The 18,094-nt window shown below is 74.3% G+C and carries 15 protein-coding genes; 9 read left to right on the plus strand and 6 right to left on the minus strand.

The window, feature by feature from the left end; translation table 11 throughout:
- Positions 1 to 320: 320 nt before the first annotated feature.
- From ACH4S9_RS41245 to ACH4S9_RS41260, 4 genes are all read left to right on the plus strand, one after another.
- Positions 321 to 1,595 carry a glycosyltransferase gene (locus ACH4S9_RS41245; protein WP_358843681.1) on the plus strand — a complete coding sequence of 425 codons (1,275 nt, stop codon included), beginning with the start codon at positions 321 to 323 and terminating at the stop codon, positions 1,593 to 1,595.
- Positions 1,596 to 2,124: 529 nt separating this feature from the next.
- Complete coding sequence (locus tag ACH4S9_RS41250) at positions 2,125 to 3,336, plus strand: GDSL-type esterase/lipase family protein (RefSeq protein WP_385343629.1); 1,212 nt, start codon at positions 2,125 to 2,127, stop codon at positions 3,334 to 3,336.
- On the plus strand, positions 3,333 to 6,947 hold the full coding sequence (locus ACH4S9_RS41255) for a hydantoinase B/oxoprolinase family protein (protein WP_398376834.1): 3,615 nt from the start codon (positions 3,333 to 3,335) through the stop codon (positions 6,945 to 6,947). Before ACH4S9_RS41250 ends, ACH4S9_RS41255 begins: the two co-directional genes overlap by 4 nt.
- A gap of 155 nt (positions 6,948 to 7,102) precedes the next feature.
- Positions 7,103 to 7,351 carry a WhiB family transcriptional regulator gene (locus ACH4S9_RS41260; RefSeq protein ID WP_352127805.1) on the plus strand — a complete coding sequence of 83 codons (249 nt, stop codon included), beginning with the start codon at positions 7,103 to 7,105 and terminating at the stop codon, positions 7,349 to 7,351.
- A 100-nt stretch (positions 7,352 to 7,451) separates the two neighbouring features.
- Here ACH4S9_RS41260 and ACH4S9_RS41265 read toward each other — a convergent pair whose 3' ends face one another.
- On the minus strand, positions 7,452 to 7,958 hold the full coding sequence (locus ACH4S9_RS41265) for a DUF664 domain-containing protein (RefSeq protein WP_311723075.1): 507 nt from the start codon (positions 7,956 to 7,958) through the stop codon (positions 7,452 to 7,454).
- A gap of 159 nt (positions 7,959 to 8,117) precedes the next feature.
- Here ACH4S9_RS41265 and ACH4S9_RS41270 point away from each other — a divergent pair, with 159 nt between their 5' ends.
- Positions 8,118 to 9,515: a S1 family peptidase gene (locus ACH4S9_RS41270; protein WP_311723074.1), complete on the plus strand. Its 1,398-nt coding sequence runs from the start codon at positions 8,118 to 8,120 to the stop codon at positions 9,513 to 9,515.
- Positions 9,516 to 9,612: 97 nt separating this feature from the next.
- Here ACH4S9_RS41270 and ACH4S9_RS41275 read toward each other — a convergent pair whose 3' ends face one another.
- Positions 9,613 to 9,900: a DUF1876 domain-containing protein gene (locus ACH4S9_RS41275; protein WP_311723073.1), complete on the minus strand. Its 288-nt coding sequence runs from the start codon at positions 9,898 to 9,900 to the stop codon at positions 9,613 to 9,615.
- Positions 9,901 to 9,989: 89 nt separating this feature from the next.
- Positions 9,990 to 11,159, minus strand: coding sequence for an acyltransferase family protein (locus ACH4S9_RS41280; RefSeq protein WP_398376837.1), 1,170 nt, complete (start codon positions 11,157 to 11,159; stop codon positions 9,990 to 9,992).
- A gap of 218 nt (positions 11,160 to 11,377) precedes the next feature.
- Between ACH4S9_RS41280 and ACH4S9_RS41285 the strand changes: the two genes are divergently transcribed.
- On the plus strand, positions 11,378 to 12,280 hold the full coding sequence (locus tag ACH4S9_RS41285) for an endonuclease/exonuclease/phosphatase family protein (protein WP_398376838.1): 903 nt from the start codon (positions 11,378 to 11,380) through the stop codon (positions 12,278 to 12,280).
- On the opposite strand, the gene ACH4S9_RS41290 is transcribed toward ACH4S9_RS41285, so the two are convergent.
- The gene (locus ACH4S9_RS41290; protein WP_311723070.1) at positions 12,277 to 13,164 is read right to left on the minus strand and encodes a LysR family transcriptional regulator; all 888 of its coding nucleotides are present in this window, start codon (positions 13,162 to 13,164) and stop codon (positions 12,277 to 12,279) included. The two genes, ACH4S9_RS41285 and ACH4S9_RS41290, sit on opposite strands and share 4 nt — an antisense overlap.
- Positions 13,165 to 13,270: 106 nt before the next feature.
- Here ACH4S9_RS41290 and ACH4S9_RS41295 point away from each other — a divergent pair, with 106 nt between their 5' ends.
- Together ACH4S9_RS41295 and ACH4S9_RS41300 are read left to right on the plus strand one after the other, a co-directional pair.
- Complete coding sequence (locus ACH4S9_RS41295; protein WP_358843621.1) at positions 13,271 to 13,639, plus strand: nuclear transport factor 2 family protein; 369 nt, start codon at positions 13,271 to 13,273, stop codon at positions 13,637 to 13,639.
- A 2-nt stretch (positions 13,640 to 13,641) separates the two neighbouring features.
- Entirely contained in the window at positions 13,642 to 14,778 is a 1,137-nt protein-coding gene (locus ACH4S9_RS41300) for a flavin-dependent oxidoreductase (RefSeq protein WP_398376839.1), read from the plus strand.
- Positions 14,779 to 14,809: 31 nt separating this feature from the next.
- On the opposite strand, the gene ACH4S9_RS41305 is transcribed toward ACH4S9_RS41300, so the two are convergent.
- Positions 14,810 to 15,850: a hypothetical protein gene (locus ACH4S9_RS41305; RefSeq protein ID WP_398376841.1), complete on the minus strand. Its 1,041-nt coding sequence runs from the start codon at positions 15,848 to 15,850 to the stop codon at positions 14,810 to 14,812.
- Between the two features lie 117 nt (positions 15,851 to 15,967).
- Positions 15,968 to 16,918: a sensor histidine kinase gene (locus ACH4S9_RS41310; protein WP_311723066.1), complete on the minus strand. Its 951-nt coding sequence runs from the start codon at positions 16,916 to 16,918 to the stop codon at positions 15,968 to 15,970.
- 230 nt (positions 16,919 to 17,148) lie between these two features.
- Here ACH4S9_RS41310 and ACH4S9_RS41315 point away from each other — a divergent pair, with 230 nt between their 5' ends.
- Positions 17,149 to 18,030, plus strand: a complete 882-nt coding sequence (locus ACH4S9_RS41315) for an alpha/beta hydrolase (protein ID WP_311723065.1) — start codon at positions 17,149 to 17,151, stop codon at positions 18,028 to 18,030.
- Positions 18,031 to 18,094 lie beyond the last annotated feature (64 nt).

An 18,094-nucleotide genomic window follows, 5' to 3' on the forward strand; every position in this document is an offset into this window, starting at 1 on the left:
TTGGAGCGCGCCGAGACTGAGCGGGTGGAGGGGTGCGTGTCTTGGCGCGCTGCGCGGGCTGGACTGAGGAGCCGCGCGGCGACGGAGGAGCGAGCAGTGACGAGGGAAGCTCGTGCGTTGGAGCGCGCCGAGACTGAGCGGGTGGAGGGGTGCGTGTCTTGGCGCGCTGCGCGGGCTGGACTGAGGAGCCGCGCGGCGACGGAGGAGCGAGCGGTGACGAGGGAAGCCCGTGCGTTGGAGCGCGCCGGGACTGAGCGGGAGGGAGGGGCATGAGCGCGCCACAGCGGCGCGCGGGCGCTCCCGACCAGACCCCGGACGGCATGGGCGCCCCCCTGCGGATCGTCCGGCTCGCCAACTTCGTCACCCCCTCCTCCGGCGGGCTGCGTACCGCGCTGCGCGAACTGGGCGCGGGCTACCGGGCGGCCGGGCACGAGCCGGTCCTGGTGGTGCCGGGCGCGCACGCCTCCGACGAGCTCACCCCCCAGGGGCGGGTGATCACCGTCCCGGGGCCCCAGGTGCCCGGCACCGGCGGCTACCGGGTGCTGACCGACCGCCGACGGCTGTCCCGGCTGCTGGACGGGCTCGCGCCCGACCGGCTCGAGGTGTCCGACCGGACCACCTTGAGGTGGACGGGGGAGTGGGCCCGCCGGGCGCGCGTGCCCTCGGTGATGGTCTCCCACGAGAGCGCCGACGGCGTGCTGCGCACCTGGGGCGTCCCCGAGGCCGCCGCCCGCCGGGCCGCCGACCGGCTGAATGTGCGCACCGCGCGGGCGTATTCGCGGATCGTCTGCACCACGGAGTGGGCGGCGCGCGAGTTTGTACGGATCGGCGCGCGCAACGTCGTACGCGCCCCCTTGGGCGTCGATCTGGACCACTTCCGCCCGGCCCACCGCGACCCGGCGCTGCGCGACCGGCACCGGGGCGGCGCCGCGGTGCTCCTGGTGATGTGCTCGCGTCTGTCGCCGGAGAAGCGACCGGGTCGCGCGCTCGACGCGCTCGCCGAGCTGGGCCGGCGGGGCGTGCGCGCGGCGCTCGTGGTCGCGGGCGACGGCCCGCTGCGGCCGCGCCTTGAGGCCCGCGCTCGCGCGGAGGGGCTCCCGGCCGCGTTCCTGGGCCATGTGGCCGACCGGGGCACGCTCGCCGCGCTCCAGGCGAGCGCCGACGTCGTGCTCGCCCCGGGGCCCGCGGAGACCTTCGGGCTGGCCGCGCTCGAGGCGCTGGCGTGCGGCACGCCTGTCGTCGTCAGCGAACTGTCCGCCCTCCCGGCCATCGTCGGCGCCGCGGGCGCGACGGCGGCGGACCATGGCGCGGCGTTCGCGGACGCCGTCGAACACGTCCTGTCCCGCCCCGAGCCCATCCGCCGCGCCGCGGCCCGTGCCCGCGCCGAGCGCTACAGCTGGCCGGAGGCGGTGGCCGCGTTCCTCGCGGCGCACGACGCGCAGCCCGTCCACGACGTGTCTCCTGTCCACGGCGGGTCGCTCGTCAGCGGCGATGTCTCCGGTCGTGATCGCCGTACCGATGAGGCCCCCTCCTCGGAGGCGTCGGCGCGCGCGGACGGCCTGCCGGTCGGCCCGGCCGCCGGGACCGGGCGATGAGCTCGGCCCGCGGCGCAGGCCCCGTTCGGGCGGTCTCGGCCGCCGTCCCGCGTCAGCCGGTTATCGACCGCAGCACCCGACGCGAGGGCGCCCCTGTGCCCTGTGATGCCCCTTCAGCCTGGACTCATCTGGGGCGAAGGCCAGGGGAGTCACAGCCTCGGAGATCGCCCGGCCGGGGCCCGGGCCGCGTCCGCGATGTCCCGCCGGGCCCAGGACCGCGACCCCGCGGACACGACCTGGGCACACGGCGCCGCGGCCTGCCGGGGCGCCGACGGCTGTCCAGCGCGGCCTCGGCCTCGGTGCACGCGGCTGCCGCCGCTACCCGCGCCGACCGGAGCCGGACGCCGTACCGCGGACCCGGTGGCCGGCAGCAGCGAAGCGGTACGGCGATGCGACGCCCGCCCGGACAACCTCGAGGCCAGGCGGCGGGATCCCTCTCGTGGCGGGCGGTCAGCCGGACGCGGCCGGGCACTTCCGAAGGCGCTGCCGACCACGGCCTGTCCCGCGTGCGGCGGCGGCTGTGACCGCGATGTGGGGCCCGGGCGCCCCGGTCCCGGCGGATCCGGCGGGGCGGCAGGACGGAGAGGTCCCGCCGGACGGCGTCGTCGTGGCGCCGCGTACCGCCGCGCGACGAGCCGTCGGGCAGCGGCCGGAGACGGGCGAGCCGGGCGGCCTGACCGTGGGCCCGCTTCCGGCACGTTCTCCGCGGCCGCCGGTTTCGGCCGCCCCGGCCGTTTTCGCGGCCGTCCCGGACGACCCGGGCGGCCATCCGGCCGTACAGCCGCCGCGGTCCCCGGGCCCGCCCGCCGCCGTCGACCGCGCACCCCACACCCTGCGGTTCGTCGCGCTCGGCGACTCGCTGACCGAGGGGATGGGCGACCCCGCGCCCGGCGGGGGCCGGCGCGGCTGGGCCGTGCACCTGGCGGCCGGGCTCGCGCCCCTCCCGGGGGCGGTGGAGCTCGTGAACGTCTCCCGGAGCGGCGCGCTCTCCACCGACGTCGCCGACGGGCAGCTGGCCGCCGCCCGCGCCGCCCGGCCGCACCTCGCCTCGGTCGTGGCCGGCGCGAACGACACCCTCCGCGCCGCGTTCGACATCCGGCGGGTCGCCGAGGCGCTCGACACGACGATCGGCGCGCTGCGCGCCGACGGCGCCGTGGTGCTCACCGCGTGTCTCCCCGACCCCGGCCGGATGCTGGGGCTGCCGCCCCCGCTCGCCCGGCCCCTGGCCCGCCGGATGCGCGCCGTGAACGCCGTCGTGCACACGCTGTCCCGGCGGTACGAGGCGGTGCATGTGCATCTCGCCGACCACGCCTGGGTCGCCCGGCGGGCGGCGTGGAGCGTGGACCGGCTGCATCCGAGCGAGCTCGGACACCGGCTGCTGGCGCGGGAGTTCCACGCGTGCCTCGCCGCGCGCGGGATGGCCACCGGCCACCCGCCCGCCGAGGCGCTCGACGGCCCGCCGCCGTCGCTGCTCTCCGGCACCTGGTGGATGGCCACACGCGGCACCCGCTGGGTCGCCGACCGCTGCACCGATCTGCTGCCCGACCTCCTCCGGCTGGCGGCCGTCGAATGCCGCCACGCCGTGCTGGGCACCGGCCACCTGCTGGACGCCCGGGACCGTCGGGAGACCCGCGCCGCCCTCGCCACCATCACCCGCGAGCGGGCCACCCCCCACGACACCGACCAGGCCGATCACACAGACCCGGCCGTCCGGACAAAAGGGGCGACAATGGCGGGGTGACGACGGGACGCTGGGAGTTCTGGATCGACCGTGGCGGGACCTTCACGGACGTCGTGGGCAAGCGCCCGGACGGCCGCCTGGAGACCCGCAAGCTGCTCTCGCACCACCCCGAGCGATACCGGGACGCGGCCGTCGCCGGCATCCGGCTGACGCTCGGCCTCGCCCCCGACGAGCCCATCCCGGCCGACCGGATCGCCGTCGTCAAGATGGGCACCACCGTCGCCACCAACGCCCTGCTGGAGCGCACCGGCGAGCCGACCGTCCTGGTGGTCACCGAAGGCTTCCGGGACGCGCTGCGCATCGCGTACCAGAACCGCCCCCGCCTGTTCGACCGGCGGATCGTGCTGCCCGAGGCGCTGTACGACCGGGTCGTCGAGGTGCCCGAGCGGGTGGACGCCCACGGCGGCGTGGTGCGCGCGCCGGACCTGGACGCCACCGCACGCGCGCTGCGCACCGCGTACCGGGACGGCTTCCGCAGCGCCGCCGTCGTGCTGCTGCACGGCTACCGGCACGCCGCGCACGAGCGGGCGGTCGGGGCGGTGGCGCGCGAGCTGGGTTTCACGCAGGTCAGCTGCTCCCATGAGGTGAGCCCGCTGATGAAGCTGGTGCCGCGCGGCGACACCACCGTCGTCGACGCGTATCTCTCCCCGATCCTGCGCCGCTATGTCGAGGACGTGGCCGCGGAGCTGCGCGGCATCCGGCTGATGTTCATGCAGTCCAACGGCGGGCTGCGCGAGGCCTCGCACTTCCGGGGCAAGGACGCGGTGCTGTCCGGCCCCGCGGGCGGGGTCGTCGGCATGGTGCGCGCCTCGGGCGAGGCGGGCCACGACCGGGTCATCGGCTTCGACATGGGCGGCACCTCGACCGATGTGTCGCACTACGCGGGCGAGTTCGAGCGGGTCTTCGGCACCGAGGTGGCCGGGGTGCGGATGCGCGCTCCGATGATGAACATCCACACCGTGGCGGCGGGCGGCGGCTCGGTGCTCCACTTCGACGGGCGGCGCTACCGCGTGGGGCCCGACTCCGCCGGGGCCGTCCCGGGCCCGGCCTGCTACCGGCGCGGCGGCCCGCTGACCGTGACCGACGCGAACGTGATGCTGGGCCGCGTCCAGCCGGGCCACTTTCCCGCGGTGTTCGGCCCCCGCGGCGACCAGCCCCTGGACGCCGAGACGGTGCGCGGCCGCTTCGCCGCCCTCGCCGCCCGCATCGCGGAGGAGACGGGCGACCGGCGCGGGCCGGAGGAGGTCGCGGCCGGTTTCCTGGACATCGCGGTGCTCAACATGGCCAACGCCGTCAAGAAGATCTCCGTGCAGCGCGGCCACGACATCACCCGCTACGCGCTCACCAGCTTCGGCGGCGCGGGCGGCCAGCACGCGTGCGCGGTCGCCGACGCGCTCGGCGTGAACACCGTGGTCGTGCCGCCGCTCGCGGGTGTGCTCTCCGCGTACGGCATCGGCGTGGCCGACGCCACCGCCATGCGCGAACAGGCCGTCGAGGCGGAGCTGGGCGAGGCCACGCTGCCGCGGGTGCGCGAGACCTGCGCGGAGCTGGAGCTGCGGACGCGCGCCGAGCTGCGCGCGGACGGCGTCCCCGAGGAGACCGTCACCACCTCGGCCCGGGTCCATCTGCGGTACGCGGGAACCGACTCGGCCATCCCGGTCCGCCTGGACACCGCCGAGGCGATGGCCGAGGAGTTCGTACGGGAGCACCGCGCGCGCTACGCCTTCACCATGGACAAGCCGCTCGTGGCCGAGGCGGTGTCGGTCGAGGCCGTCGGCGCGGCGGGCCCAACGGCCCCCACCGGCGGGTACCCGGACGGGCGGCCGGGGCGCGCGGGCGGGCCGCGCCCGGCCGCCACCGTGCGGATGTTCACCGAGGGCGCCTGGCGGGACACCCCGCTGTACGAGCGCGCCGAACTGCGCCCCGGGGACGCCGTCACCGGCCCCGCGATCGTCGCCGAGTCGGACGCCACCACCGTCGTCGATCCGGGCTGGCGGGCCGCCGTCGGCGAGGGCGGCCATCTGCTGCTCACCCGGGTGCGCCCGCGGCCGCGCACCATGGCGGTCGGCACCGAGGTCGACCCGGTGATGCTGGAGGTGTTCAACAGCCTCTTCATGGCGATCGCCGAGCAGATGGGCCTGCGCCTGGAGAACACCGCCCACTCCGTGAACATCAAGGAGCGGCTGGACTTCTCCTGCGCCCTCTTCGACGCCGGGGGAAATCTCATCGCCAACGCCCCGCACATCCCGGTGCACCTCGGGTCCATGGGCGAGTCGATCAAGGAGGTGCTGCGGCGCAACGGGGACGCGATGCGGCCGGGCGACGTGTACGCCATCAACGACCCGTACCACGGCGGCACCCATCTGCCGGACGTCACCGTCGTCACCCCGGTCTTCGACGAGCGCGGCGCCGAGCTGCTGTTCCTCGTCGCCTCGCGCGGCCACCACGCCGAGATCGGCGGCATTACGCCCGGCTCGATGCCCGCCTTCAGCCGCCGGATCGAGGAGGAGGGCGTGCTCTTCGACAACTGGCTGCTGGTACGGGACGGCCGACTGCGCGAGCGGGAGACCCGCGAGCTGCTGACCTCCGGGCCGTATCCGTCGCGCGCCCCCGAGGCGAACCTCGCCGATCTGCGGGCCCAGATCGCCGCCAACGAGAAGGGCATCCATGAACTGCGCCGGATGATCGGGCAGTTCGGCCTGGACGTCGTCCACGCCTATATGGGACACGTGCAGGACAACGCCGAGGAATCCGTGCGCCGCATCGTCCCGCGCCTCAAGGACGGCTCGTACCGCTACGAGACGGACAGTGGCGCGGTCATCGAGGTGTCCCTGAGGGTGGACCGCGCGGCGCGCGGGGCCGTACTGGACTTCACCGGGACCTCACCGCAGCAGCCGGGCAACGCCAACGCGCCCAGCTCGGTGGTGATGGCGGCCGTGCTCTATGTCTTCCGGACGCTGGTGGCCGAGGACATCCCGCTCAACAGCGGGTGCCTCAAGCCCCTCGAGGTCCGCATTCCCGAGGGCTCGATGCTCGCGCCCGCCTTCCCCGCCGCCACGGTCGCGGGCAACGTCGAGACCTCACAGGCCGTCACCGGCGCGCTGTACGCGGCGCTGGGCATCCAGGCCGAGGGCTCCGGCACGATGAACAACGTCACCTTCGGCAACGACCGCGTGCAGTACTACGAGACCGTGGCCAGCGGCTCGGGAGCCGGGGACGGCTTCGACGGCGCGGACGCCGTGCAGACCCATATGACCAACTCCCGGCTGACCGACCCCGAGGTCCTGGAGTGGCGCTACCCGGTGCGCGTGGACGCCTTTGAGGTGCGGCGCGGCAGCGGCGGCCGCGGCCGCTGGCGCGGCGGCCACGGCGTCACCCGCCGCATCCGCTTCCTGGAGCCGATGACGGTGGCGCTGCTGACCGGCCATCGGCGGGTGCCGCCGTACGGCATGGCGGGCGGCGGGCCGGGCGCGTGCGGCGAGAACCTGATCGAGCGCGCCGACGGCTCGGTGGACCGGCTCGGCGGCTGTGACACGGCGGAGGCCGGGGCGGAGGACGTGCTCGTCGTCCACACGCCGGGCGGCGGCGGCTTCGGCCCGCCGCGCGACTAGGGTGTTCCGACTGCCCGAGCGACTGCTGAGCTGACTGTCTGTCATAACCCGTATGCCGTAACCGGAGTTCGGCGCCCGTACGGCCGTTTGCCGCCCGGGCCGCGGGGGACCCGCCACCCGTCAGGCGTACGGCGATCGGCAGCTGAGGAGCGGCCATGGAGTGGTGGCGCCACGCCGCGTGCGTGGACGAGGACCCGGAACTGTTCTTCCCGGTGGGGGTGGCGGGCCCGGCGGCCCAGGAGCAGCGGGCGCGGGCCAAGCGGATCTGCGGCCGCTGCCCGGTGATCGACGAGTGCCGGGAGTACGCGCTGGACGCGGGGGTGACCCACGGCGTGTGGGGCGGCACGAGCGAGGAGGAGCGCCGGGCGCTGCGCGTCCGGGCGCGGCGGCGGCACGCACGGTGACGGTCGGGCGCGGCTGAGCGGCAGCCGGGGCGGGGCGGCGGACTGCCGCGGCGCGGAGGGATGGCGCTGAGCTGAAGGACGGATCGCGCCTCGGGCCGCGCTACCGCCGCCGCAGCACGCCGCGGATGAACGCCGCCTGCCCCGCGTGCTGGAGATCGTCGGAGATGACGCTGACCAGCCGGACGCCCAGCGTCACCGGTGGGGTCCACGCCTCGTCCACGATCACGTCCAGATCGGCGTCGCGCAGCCCCCGGACGAAGCCGACGGTGCGCTCGTGGACGGCGTCGTGGTACCCGAGGAGCAGCTTCGGGGGCACCCGGACGGCGGCCACGTCCTTGGCCCGGTGTCCGTAGCCCGTCGCCGCCGCCGAGAAGGGCAGCCCGAACCGGTCGTACCAGCCCTCCTCGGTCCAGACCTGCTCGGTCTCCGCGACCTCGGAGACATGGTCGTCCTGAACCCGCGTCAAGTGCCACACCAGCCAGGCGACGGTGTTGGCCTTGTCGTCGAGGCGGGTGGCCAGCTGGTCCTCGTTAAGTCCCTTCACCGCTTCGTGAACCGTCTCCTGAACGCGGCCGAAGCCGTCGGCCAGGACGTCTGCGCTGTTCATTCTCACGATCGTAGGTGGCCCGGCCCCGATTTCCCGGTCATCTGAGGTCGTGGTGAGCGGAATGGCGCCGCGGTCCGTATGGAAGGGGGGTCCATGCCGTCCAGGGCCCCGGCGACCGGAGGGCGGCGCCGTGCTGGAACGACGTAAGGAGGCAGGCTGGTGGGACACACGCGGCGCAGGGCGCACCGTGTCGCGCGCCTGGTGGCCATCGGGGCAGTGGTGTGCGGCGGTCTGATGGTCTCTCAGGCCGCGGCGGACGGATCGCCCGCCCACAAGTCCGGCGGCGATCCCACCCGGGCCCTGGGGGCGAGAGACACCCGGGACGCCGAGCTGGCCAGGAGCCTGGTGGACAAGCTCGGCACCTCCCGTACGGCCGGCGGCTGGATCGGCGCCGACGGCCGGGCGGTGGTCGCGGTGACGGATGAGGCGGCGGCCGAGGAGGTCACCCGGGCGGGGGCGCGGGCCAAGCAGGTGCGGTACAGCATGCGGCAGCTGCGCTCGGCGACCGACACGTTACGGGCGGCGCCCCGGGTGGCGGGGACCGCTTGGGCGGTGGACGCCACGACCAACAAGGTGGTGGTGCTCGGCGACAGCACCGTCTCCACCGACCAGTGGTCACGGATGAAGGGGGTGGCCGCGGAGATCGGCGGCGAGGTGCGGATGGAGCGGACGACCGGCTCCTTCACCACCCGCACAGCCGGCGCCGAGCCGATCTTCACCCAGGGCGGGCGCTGCTCGGCCGGGTTCAATGTGACCAACGGCCAGGCCGGGTTCATCCTGACGGCGGGCCACTGCGGTCCGAACGGCACCCCGTGGTTCGCGGACAACCAGGGAAACACCACCGTCGGCACGACGGTCAGGAGCGACTTCCCCGGAAGCGACTTCTCCCTCGTGCAGTACCAGAACGCCGACCTGGACCAGAGCAGCGTGCTGAACGTCGGGAACGGGCAGATCGTGCGGATCACCGGCGCCGCCGATCCGGTCGTCGGCCAGCAGGTGTCGCGCAGCGGCAGCACCTCGGGGCTGCGGTCGGGCGAGGTGACGGCGCTGAACGCGACGGTGAACTACCCCGAGGGCACCGTCAGCGGGCTCATCCAGACCAATGTGTGCGCCGAGCCCGGTGACAGCGGGGGCCCGCTGTTCGCGCAGAACGTGGCGCTCGGCGTGACCTCCGGCGGCACCGGCGACTGCACCAGCGGAGGCGTGACCTTCTTCCAGCCGGTGACCAAGGCGCTGACTGCGCTCGGCGTGTCCATCCCGAACGCCCCGGCGAGCGACGGCGGCGACGCCGCCGCGGGCGCCGCGCCCACCACCCCCGCCAATGGCGCCAACGGCGCGGGCGCCCCGGTTGCGCCGGGAGGCGCGGGCGGACAGGTCAGCCCGATCATTCCGGGGACCCAGGGCGACACGTCGTCGCTCGCCGGGATCGTCTCCTACGCGGAGAGCCTCGGCCCCGGGCTGGCGCTCATCGGCGCGGGACTCCTCGGGTTCCTGGCCACGCTGGTCATCCGGCCGGGCCGGCGGAGGTACAGCGGCTATTCCACCCGCTGGGGGTGAGGTCCTCCGGCGGGCGGCCGCGTGTCGGGCGGCCTCCTGCCGCAGCCGCCGCGCGGCGCCGCCGGTGGACCAGCGGCGCCCGCGGCGGAGCGACCGCCTACAGGGCCCACCCGGGGGCCGGCCTGATCCGTGGGCGGTGCGAGACGATCTCGCCCTCGATATCGCGTTCCGCGGCGATCAGCAGCTGTTCGCCCAGGTCGTGCATGGCCCGCCCGGCCGCCAGCTCGTCGCCGATCTCCGGCACATCGTGGTCCTCGGGGCTGCACCGGGCGACGCCCCGGCCGGTGAACGAGGTGTCCTTCGTGTCGAGCACCACACGCGCCTTCGTCGTTCCCTGGTCCTCGTAGAGGTAGAGGTGGACCTTCCACTCCATTGTCTGCGGCATGGCCGACTCCTCACCTGGTTTCTCACCTGATGGCGGTCCGGTGTGCTCCGGATATGGCTTGTGCCCGCCTCACGCGGATATCACCCACTCTAGTGAGTGTCCTGTGCTGTTTTCTGATGCTGCGCGGTGTTTGCGGCGTTCTTGGCGGCGCCCCGGCCGGAGCCCTCGGTCTCGCGCCGGAACGCCCAGGCCATCCGGGGCTCGACCAGGGGGCGGAACACGCGCCGCACGGGCGCGGTGCACTGCACGGTGATCATGGCGATCGCGGCGCCCGTGACCGCCAGCTCGCCGACGGGGGTGTGCAGCCAGGGGTGGTCGTACCAGTCCCAGAAGCGGGACGACTTGATCACAAAGCCGTGCAGCAGATAGCCGTACATCGTCCCGGTGCCGAGCGCGGTGATCCACAGCCGCCGCCCTGGCACCCAGGCCAGGAACGCGGCCGTCAGCGCCAGCGCCAGCAGAAAGAGCGCGGGGGTGGTGAACACCCCGGCCCAGGCCGGCACGCCCCGGCCTGCCACGCTCCCGCGCCGGTAGAACCACCCCGCGTCCAGCCGGGGCGCCAGCGCGTACGCGGCGAGCAGCGCCCCCGCGCCGACCGGCAGCGCGGCCAGCCGGACCCGCCGGGTGCGCAGCCGCGTGAAGTGCTCGGGCCGCAGCGACAGCCCGAGGACGAAGAAGGGCAGGAACGCCAGCACCCGCTGGAGGGCCAGATCGCCGCCCACGTCCGGTGAGACCGCGGCGAGCACGGACAGGGCCAGCGCGACCGGCACCGGATGGCGCAGGGCCGGCCACAGCGGCGTGGTGAGCCGCCAGATGAACAGCGCGACCAGGAACCACATCACATACCAGGGGTCGAACAGGCTGATCGGATAGCCCGGGTCGTCCTGCGCCCAGCGGTAGAAGAGGGTGTACGCGACCTCGAAGACGACGTACGGCACCGCGACTCCGGTCAGGAGCCGCCGCAGCCGCCCGGGCCCCAGGTCGAAACCGCGCGAGAAATAGCCCGATATCAGCGCGAAGGCCGGCATGTGGAACGCGTACACCGTGAGATACGCCGCGGTCACGGTGCGGCTGCCGTAGGTGAGCGGCTCCCAGGCGTGACCGCAGACCACCAGCACGATGGTGAGGTACTTCGCGTTGTCGAAGTACGGGTCGCGGGTGCGGCCCGCGGAGCCGCCGGCCCGGGGCGGCGCGGCGGCGGCCGACGGAGTTCGCACTCGCGTGGGGCTGTCCTGCTGCACTGACTCTCCCGGGAACATTTGATCGAACGGTCATCGGACCCGGGGGCGCCTGCCCCGCCGCGGCCGCTCTCAATACAGATCGCCGCGGGGAAATCTCCGCGATCCGAGCCGCCGCGCGGTGGCTCGGCGGCAATCCGCGGGTAGTCCTACGTTTCAAAGCACGGTCACCGCAGGTCACTTCGCCCACACCGCGAGGCCCGAGACTTGAGGCCATCGCCGGACCTTACGGAGGAGCCATGCCCGCACCTGTGTTCAGCCGTCGCCACGGCATGCGCGCCGCGACAGCCGCGGCCCTGGCCATGCCACTGGCCATCCACGCCGAGGGCGCCGCCGAGGCCGACTCCGGCCCGGAGCGTGACGCGCGGCTGCGCGTCATGACCTTCAACCTCCGCTACGCCTCCGACGCCGAGCCCAACTCCTGGGCCCGGCGCCGCCCCGTGATGCGGGAGCTGCTGCGCCGCGAGGCGCCCCAACTCCTCGGCACCCAGGAGGGGTTGTACGGCCAGCTGCGCGATATCGCCCAGGACCTCGGGGCGCGTTACGACTGGCTGGGCACGGGGCGGGCGGGCGGCAGCCGCGATGAGTTCATGGCCGTCTTCTATGACACCGGCCGCCTCGAACCGCTCGAGTACGACCACTTCTGGCTGTCCGACACCCCGTATGTGATCGGGTCCAACACCTGGGGCGGGGCGGTGGTCCGCATGGTCACCTGGGTCCGTTTCCATGACAAGCGCACCGGAGGGCAGTTCTACGCCCTGAACACCCACCTCGACCACCGCAGCCAGCCCGCCCGCGAGCGCGCCGGCGCGCTGATCACCGAGCGGCTCGGCGGCCTCGACGCCGCCCTGCCCCGCATCGTCACCGGCGACTTCAACGTCGCCGCCCACGGCAACCCGGTCTACGACGCGATGCTGGGCGGCGGCTCCCTGGTCGACGCCTGGGACGCCGCCGAGCGGCGCAGCGCGCTGTACGCGACCTTCCACGGCTACAAGCCGCTGGTCCCGGACGGTGACCGGATCGACTGGATCCTCACCTCGCCCGCGGTGCGCACGCATGCCGCCACCATCAACACCTACTCCCGGGACGGCCAGTTTCCCAGCGACCACCTCCCGGCGCAGGCGCTCCTGGAACTGCCCTAGGCTGCCCAGTCGCCGATCTGCCGCCGCGCGCGCCCGATCAGGGCGCGGGCGGCGGGGCTGATGGGGCCCTCGGCGCGCCAGGCAAGCGCCAGGGTGCCGCGCAGCGCGGGCCGGGTGATCGTGAGCGCGCGCAGGTCCTCGCGCGACCGCACGATGCCCGAGGGCACGATCGCGATGCCCAGCCCGCGCGCCGCGAGCTGGGCGAGCACCGCGGGGGTGCCGGCCTCGAAGGCGATGTGCGGGGTGAACCCGGCCGCGGCGCAGGCCTCGTTGAGCAGCGAGCGGATGCCCGTGCCCTGGGGCAGGCTGATCAGCACCCGGTCGCGCAGCGCGTCGAGCGGGATCGTCGACCGCCCGGCCAGTTCGTGATCCGGGCTGACGGCCGCGACCACCGCGTCCTCCGTGACGACGTGGGTCTCGAGGTCCGGCGGGGGCGTGGTGCCGAAGGCGATGATCGCCGCGTCCAGCCGGCCGCCGCGCAGCGCGTCGATGAGCCGGTCGGATCCGTCCTCGGTGAGGGTGATCTCCACTGCCGGGTGGTCGTCGTGGAACTCGGCGAGCAGCGTGGCCAGGTCGACGTTGTGGGAGGTCACCGTACCGATGGCGACATGTCCGCGGACCAGCCCGGTCAGCTCCTCGACGGCCAGCCGCACCCCGGACACCGCCGAGAGCGCGGCCCGGGCGTGGGGGAGGACTGCCGCGCCGACCTCGGTCGGCCGCACCGAGCGCCCCGAGCGGTCCAGCAGCTCCTGCCCGAGCTCGTGCTCCAGGCGCCTGATCTGCGCGCTGACGCCCGGCTGGGCCACATGGAGCCGCTCCGCCGCCCTGGTGAAGTTGGCCTCCTCGACCACGGCCACAAAGTATTCGAGCTGCCGAAGTTCCATAACGATTGATTCTAGCGAGCAGCACAACCAGCTCTTGGACTTCTAGATCGCGAGGCCGCAGAGTGGAGGTGTCAGGACGAGAGACGACCGGAGACCGGGAGCAGCCATGACCGATCGGACCACCGCCCGCGAGCGGGCCACCGAGCCCGAGGACCTCACCCGCCTGTTCGTGGAGCGGGCCAACGCCGGGGACGCCGAGGGCCTCGCCGAGCTGTACGAGCCCGACGCCGTGCTTGCCTATCCGCCCGGGTCGCAGACGGTCGGCCGCGACGCGATCCGGGCCGTGTTCGAGCGGATGCTCGCGCAGGTGCCCCGCTTCGAGCAGGAACCGGCGCTGCCGACCGTCCGCAACGGCGACCTCGCCGTCACCTCCACGCACCCCGCCGACAACACCGGCGGGCGGGTCCAGGTCGTACGGCGCCAGCCCGACGGGAGCTGGCTGCGCGTGATCGACCGCCCCGAGATCAGGAGCTGACCGTGCGGGTGCTCATCGCCGGGGCCGGGATCGGCGGGCTGACCGCCGCCCTGAGCCTGCACGCGGCGGGCATCGAGGCCACCGTGATCGAGGCCGTCCGCGAGCTGCGCCCGCTGGGCCTCGGCATCAATCTGCTGCCGCACGCCGTGGGGGAGCTGACCGCGCTCGGCCTCGGCGAGGACCTGGCCCGCATCTCGGTCGCCACCGCCGAGAACGTGTACTGCGACCCGTCCGGGAACACGCTCTTCACCGAGGCGCGCGGGCTCGCCGGGGGCTACCGGTGGCCGCAGTACTCGGTGCACCGCGGCCGGCTTCAGGCCCTGCTGCTGGCCGCCGTGTACGACCGGCTCGGCCCGCAGGCCGTACGCACCGGCGCCCGGCTGCTGGACTTCGAGCAGGACGCCGACGGGGTCCGGGCCCGGGTTCCCGGGGCCGAGATTCAGGCGGCGGCGCTGATCGGCGCGGACGGGCTGCACTCGGCGGTGCGCGCCCGGCTGCACCCCGACCAGGGCCCGCTGCTGTGGTCGGGGGTGCGGATGTGGCGCGGGGCGGCCGAGGCCGGGCCGTTTCCCGGTGGCCGCTCCATGATCATCGCGCGCGGCCCGTCGGGTGCCGAGCTGATCGCGTATCCGATCGGCCCGTCCCTGGTGAACTGGGTGGCCATGGTGACGGTCGCCGAGCCGGGCCCGCTGCCCGGCGGCGCCGACTGGAACTCCCCGGGGCGCGCCGATGAGGTCCTGGAGCACTTCGGCGCCTGGGACCTGGGCCGGCTGGACGTACCCGCGCTGATCGAGAACAGCCCGGAGATCCTGGAATACCCGATGGTCGACCGTGACCCCCTGCCGACCTGGGGCGAAGGGCGGGTCACCCTGCTCGGCGACGCCGCGCACCCCATGTACCCGGTCGGCGCCAACGGGGCCTCGCAGGCCATCGTCGACGCCCGGGTACTGGCCGAGGAGCTCGCCCGTGACTTCTCCCGCGGCCTGGCCGCCTACGAGAAGGCGCGGCGGGAGGCCACCGCCGCCGTCGTCGCCGCGAACCGTGAGATGCAGCGCTCGGGGGACGCGCGGTCCCCGGAGGAGCTCGCCCGGATCACCACGACCTACCGGCGCGCCACCCGCGCCGACCACCACCACTGAGCCGGCGCCGAGGAGCACCGCAGCCGCGCGCTCAGGGGCGGCGGGCCCCCTGCCGGGCGCAGCGCAGCCAGGCGTCGAGCAGCCGGGCGGCCGAGCCGCCGACCGGCCCGACGGCGTCCGCGAGGACGGCGGCATCCGGGAGGTGGGCCGCGTCCACCGCGGCGACCGCCGCGCCCGCGTCGTCGACGGTGGCCGAGCAGACCGCCAGCAGGTAGTCCGGCACGGTCAGTTCGGGGTCGGTGCAGCCGACCAGCGGGGTGCCGACGGCGGCGACCAGCGGGAAGACCGTCCCGGGGATGCCGATCGCCGCCTCGGCGCGCGCGGAAGCCGTGACCGACGGGACGTCGCTGATCTCGTAGCGGTCCCAGAGCCGGCGGTCCTCGCGCGGGTGCAGACCGACCAGGATCCGCTTGCCCGCCGCGGCGAGCTTCTCCGCACCGGCCAGCAGCAGTTCCGTGCCCGGGGCCGCGTCTCCCGTGGCGTCCGGGTGTGTGACGCTGGTCAGGACGAGCACCAGACCGGGCTCCGGGCGGCGCGCCGGGAGGCGGTCGGTCTGCGGTGAACCGACCGCCCGGACCGGCCGCCGCGTGCCCAGGTACTGGGCGAACGCCCGTCCCTCGGCAGGCGAGGAGGCGGTCAGCAGCCGGATCCGGGGGCGCAGCTCGCGGGCGCGCGGCGCCTCGACCGGCTTCTGGTAGGCCAGGGCGCTCGCGGCCAGCGGGAGCCGCCGGAACCGGGCGGCGCAGTCCGCCGGCCAGTCCCCGGCCCCCGTGACGACCAGCAGATCCGCCTCCGGGGCGTCGGCCGGGGTGGCGACCCGCACCGGGTCCCCGGGGGTGATCTGGGTGTAGTCCGGCACCAGTTGGGTCAGCTGCCACCCGCGCCGCGCCACCTCGGCGAGCAGCGGCTTGACGTGGTACGTACCCCAGGGCTCGTTGGTGGCCACCAGCACCCGGGGCGGCCTGCCGCGCCCGGGCTCCGCGGCCGTCGCCGTACCGCCGAGCGCCAGCCCCGCGGCCCCTCCCAAGACCCCGCCGAGCACGGCGCGGCGTGACACCTGAAGTCCGTTCATGATCGGCACCGTAATGATCCGGCCCGGCGGACGAAGGCGACAGCGCGTGAACACCTCAGGAACACGCGCCGTCGCCTTCGCCCGCCGGGCCGCTGCCTTTCCGCGGTTTATCCGCGCTCAGATACGGGTGCGCAGCCTGATGACGGTGCCGTCCGTGTCGGCCTGCATCTGCACCACATCGCACAGCATGCGGACCCCCCACAGCCCGAACGCGGGCTCCGAGTCGGCCGGCGGGGCGAAGCCCCACAGCGCGTCCGGGTACCAGTGGCCGGGGCCGGAGATCTCGCTGACCAGATCGCCGTTGTCGGTCCACATCCGGAGGGCGGCCGGCGCCCTTCCGTGCCGGGCGGCGGTCGTGGCCACCTCGACCACGGCGGCGACCATGTCGCGCAGCGCGTCACCCGCAAGCCCGTGGCGGTCGGCCCGCTCGGTGGCGAAGGCGCGCAGGGCGTCCATGTCGGCCGTGTCGATGGACATCATCTCGGCCAGCCGGGGGGCGCGGGGGAGCGGCCGGCGGTCGCAGGTGGCGATGAACGGGCCCGGGTCGGTGTACTGCGGGCTCCTGCGCGGCCCCTCGCCGTCGATCATCTCGGGGTGGGTCCGCCGCGCGTAGTCGAGGATCTCGTTGGGCAGCGTCTCCCGGTCGTAGCAACAGATCACGCGCGCGCCGGAGTCGCTGAACGCCGCGTTGACGATGGACTCGTAGCGCGCCCACTCCACGACCTCGAGCGGGGTGCGCCCCTGCCACACCGGCTCCGCGACCAGCCGGGCCCGGCGGGGCTTCTGGGCCTTGACGTAGGCGTCGTAGGCGGCGATGGTCCGCACCGGGTGCTGGTACCAGCTGAGCGCGTCCTCGAACTGCACCGACGAGGCGTCCTGGCCCAGAGCGTCCCGCAGCGCGGTGATGTTCGCTTTGGAGGCGACGACGGCGACGGCGTCGTCGGCCTCGAGACCGGCGCGCAGGAAAGGCACGCCGACCGAGACCACCTCCTCCTCGTCCTGGTAGAGGAATCCGCGGTGCACCATGGAGCCGCGGTCCTCCGCGACTCCACTGCTCTGGCCGGTCATAGGGGCTCCCTCGCGCTGTGCCGGAAATACGCACACACGTCCGTTGCTCGGTCAACTGGACGGTGTGATGCGCAGTCTGCCACCCTCGCCCGTGTGTTGCACCGCCCTCCTCAACATCGAACAACACGTGAACGCAACGGTGTTGCCCATCGAAGGGGCAGGCGGTGGGCCGCGGCAGGGACACCTGCCGCTCATGGACGAGCCCATGGGGGTGGCATAGCATCCCCGGCGTGACACAGCTGAAATATGTCAACGCAAACGGACTTGACTTCGCCTACTACGAAGCGGGCCCGACCGACGCGCCGTTGGCGCTCTGCCTCCACGGATTCCCCGACACCGCGCACACCTGGCGCCATCTGCTACCGGCCCTCGGCGACGCGGGCTACCACGCCGTCGCGCCCTTCATGAGGGGCTACGCGCCCACCGGCATACCCGCCGACGGCGCGTACCAGGCCGGCGCGCTGGCCGCCGACGCCAACGCGCTGCACGACGCGCTCGGCGGCGGCGACGACGCCGTGCTCATCGGACACGACTGGGGCGCGATCGCCACCTACGGCGCCACCGGCCATTCCCCCGAGCGCTGGCGGCGGGCCGTCACCATGACCGTCCCGCCGCTCGGCGGAGTGCTGGCCGACTTCTTCGGCTTCGACTACGGCCAGTTCAAGCGCTCGTTCTACATTTTCCTGTTCCAGACGCCCCTGGCCGAGGCGGGGGCCGCGGCGCACGACATGGCCCTGATCGACGGCCTGTGGCGGGACTGGTCGCCGGGCTACCACCACGCCGAGCAGGACATCGCCCACGTCAAGGAGAGCCTGCGGGAGCCGGCCAACCTCGAGGCCGCCATCGGCTACTACCGCGCCCTGTTCGACCCGTCGAAGCACCTGGAGAAGTACGCCGCCGAGCAGGAGGCGGTCACCCGGACCGGGGAGCGGCCCACGCTCTATCTGCACGGCACGGACGACGGGTGCATCGGCGCGGACGTGGTCGGCAGCGCCAAGGACCACCTCCCGCCCGGCTCGCGCGTCGACCTGGTCGAGGGGGTGGGACACTTCCTGCACCTGGAGCGGCCCGAGGTCATCAACCGCAAGATCCTGGACTGGCTGGCCGAGTAGGCGCCCTTTTCTTTTGGGCTCGGTTCGCGGCCGGCTGAGGCGGCGATACCGCGACACGTGGCGC

It is taken from the genome of Streptomyces sp. NPDC021225 (assembly GCF_044332865.1).
In the GTDB taxonomy this organism is placed as follows: domain Bacteria; phylum Actinomycetota; class Actinomycetes; order Streptomycetales; family Streptomycetaceae; genus Streptomyces.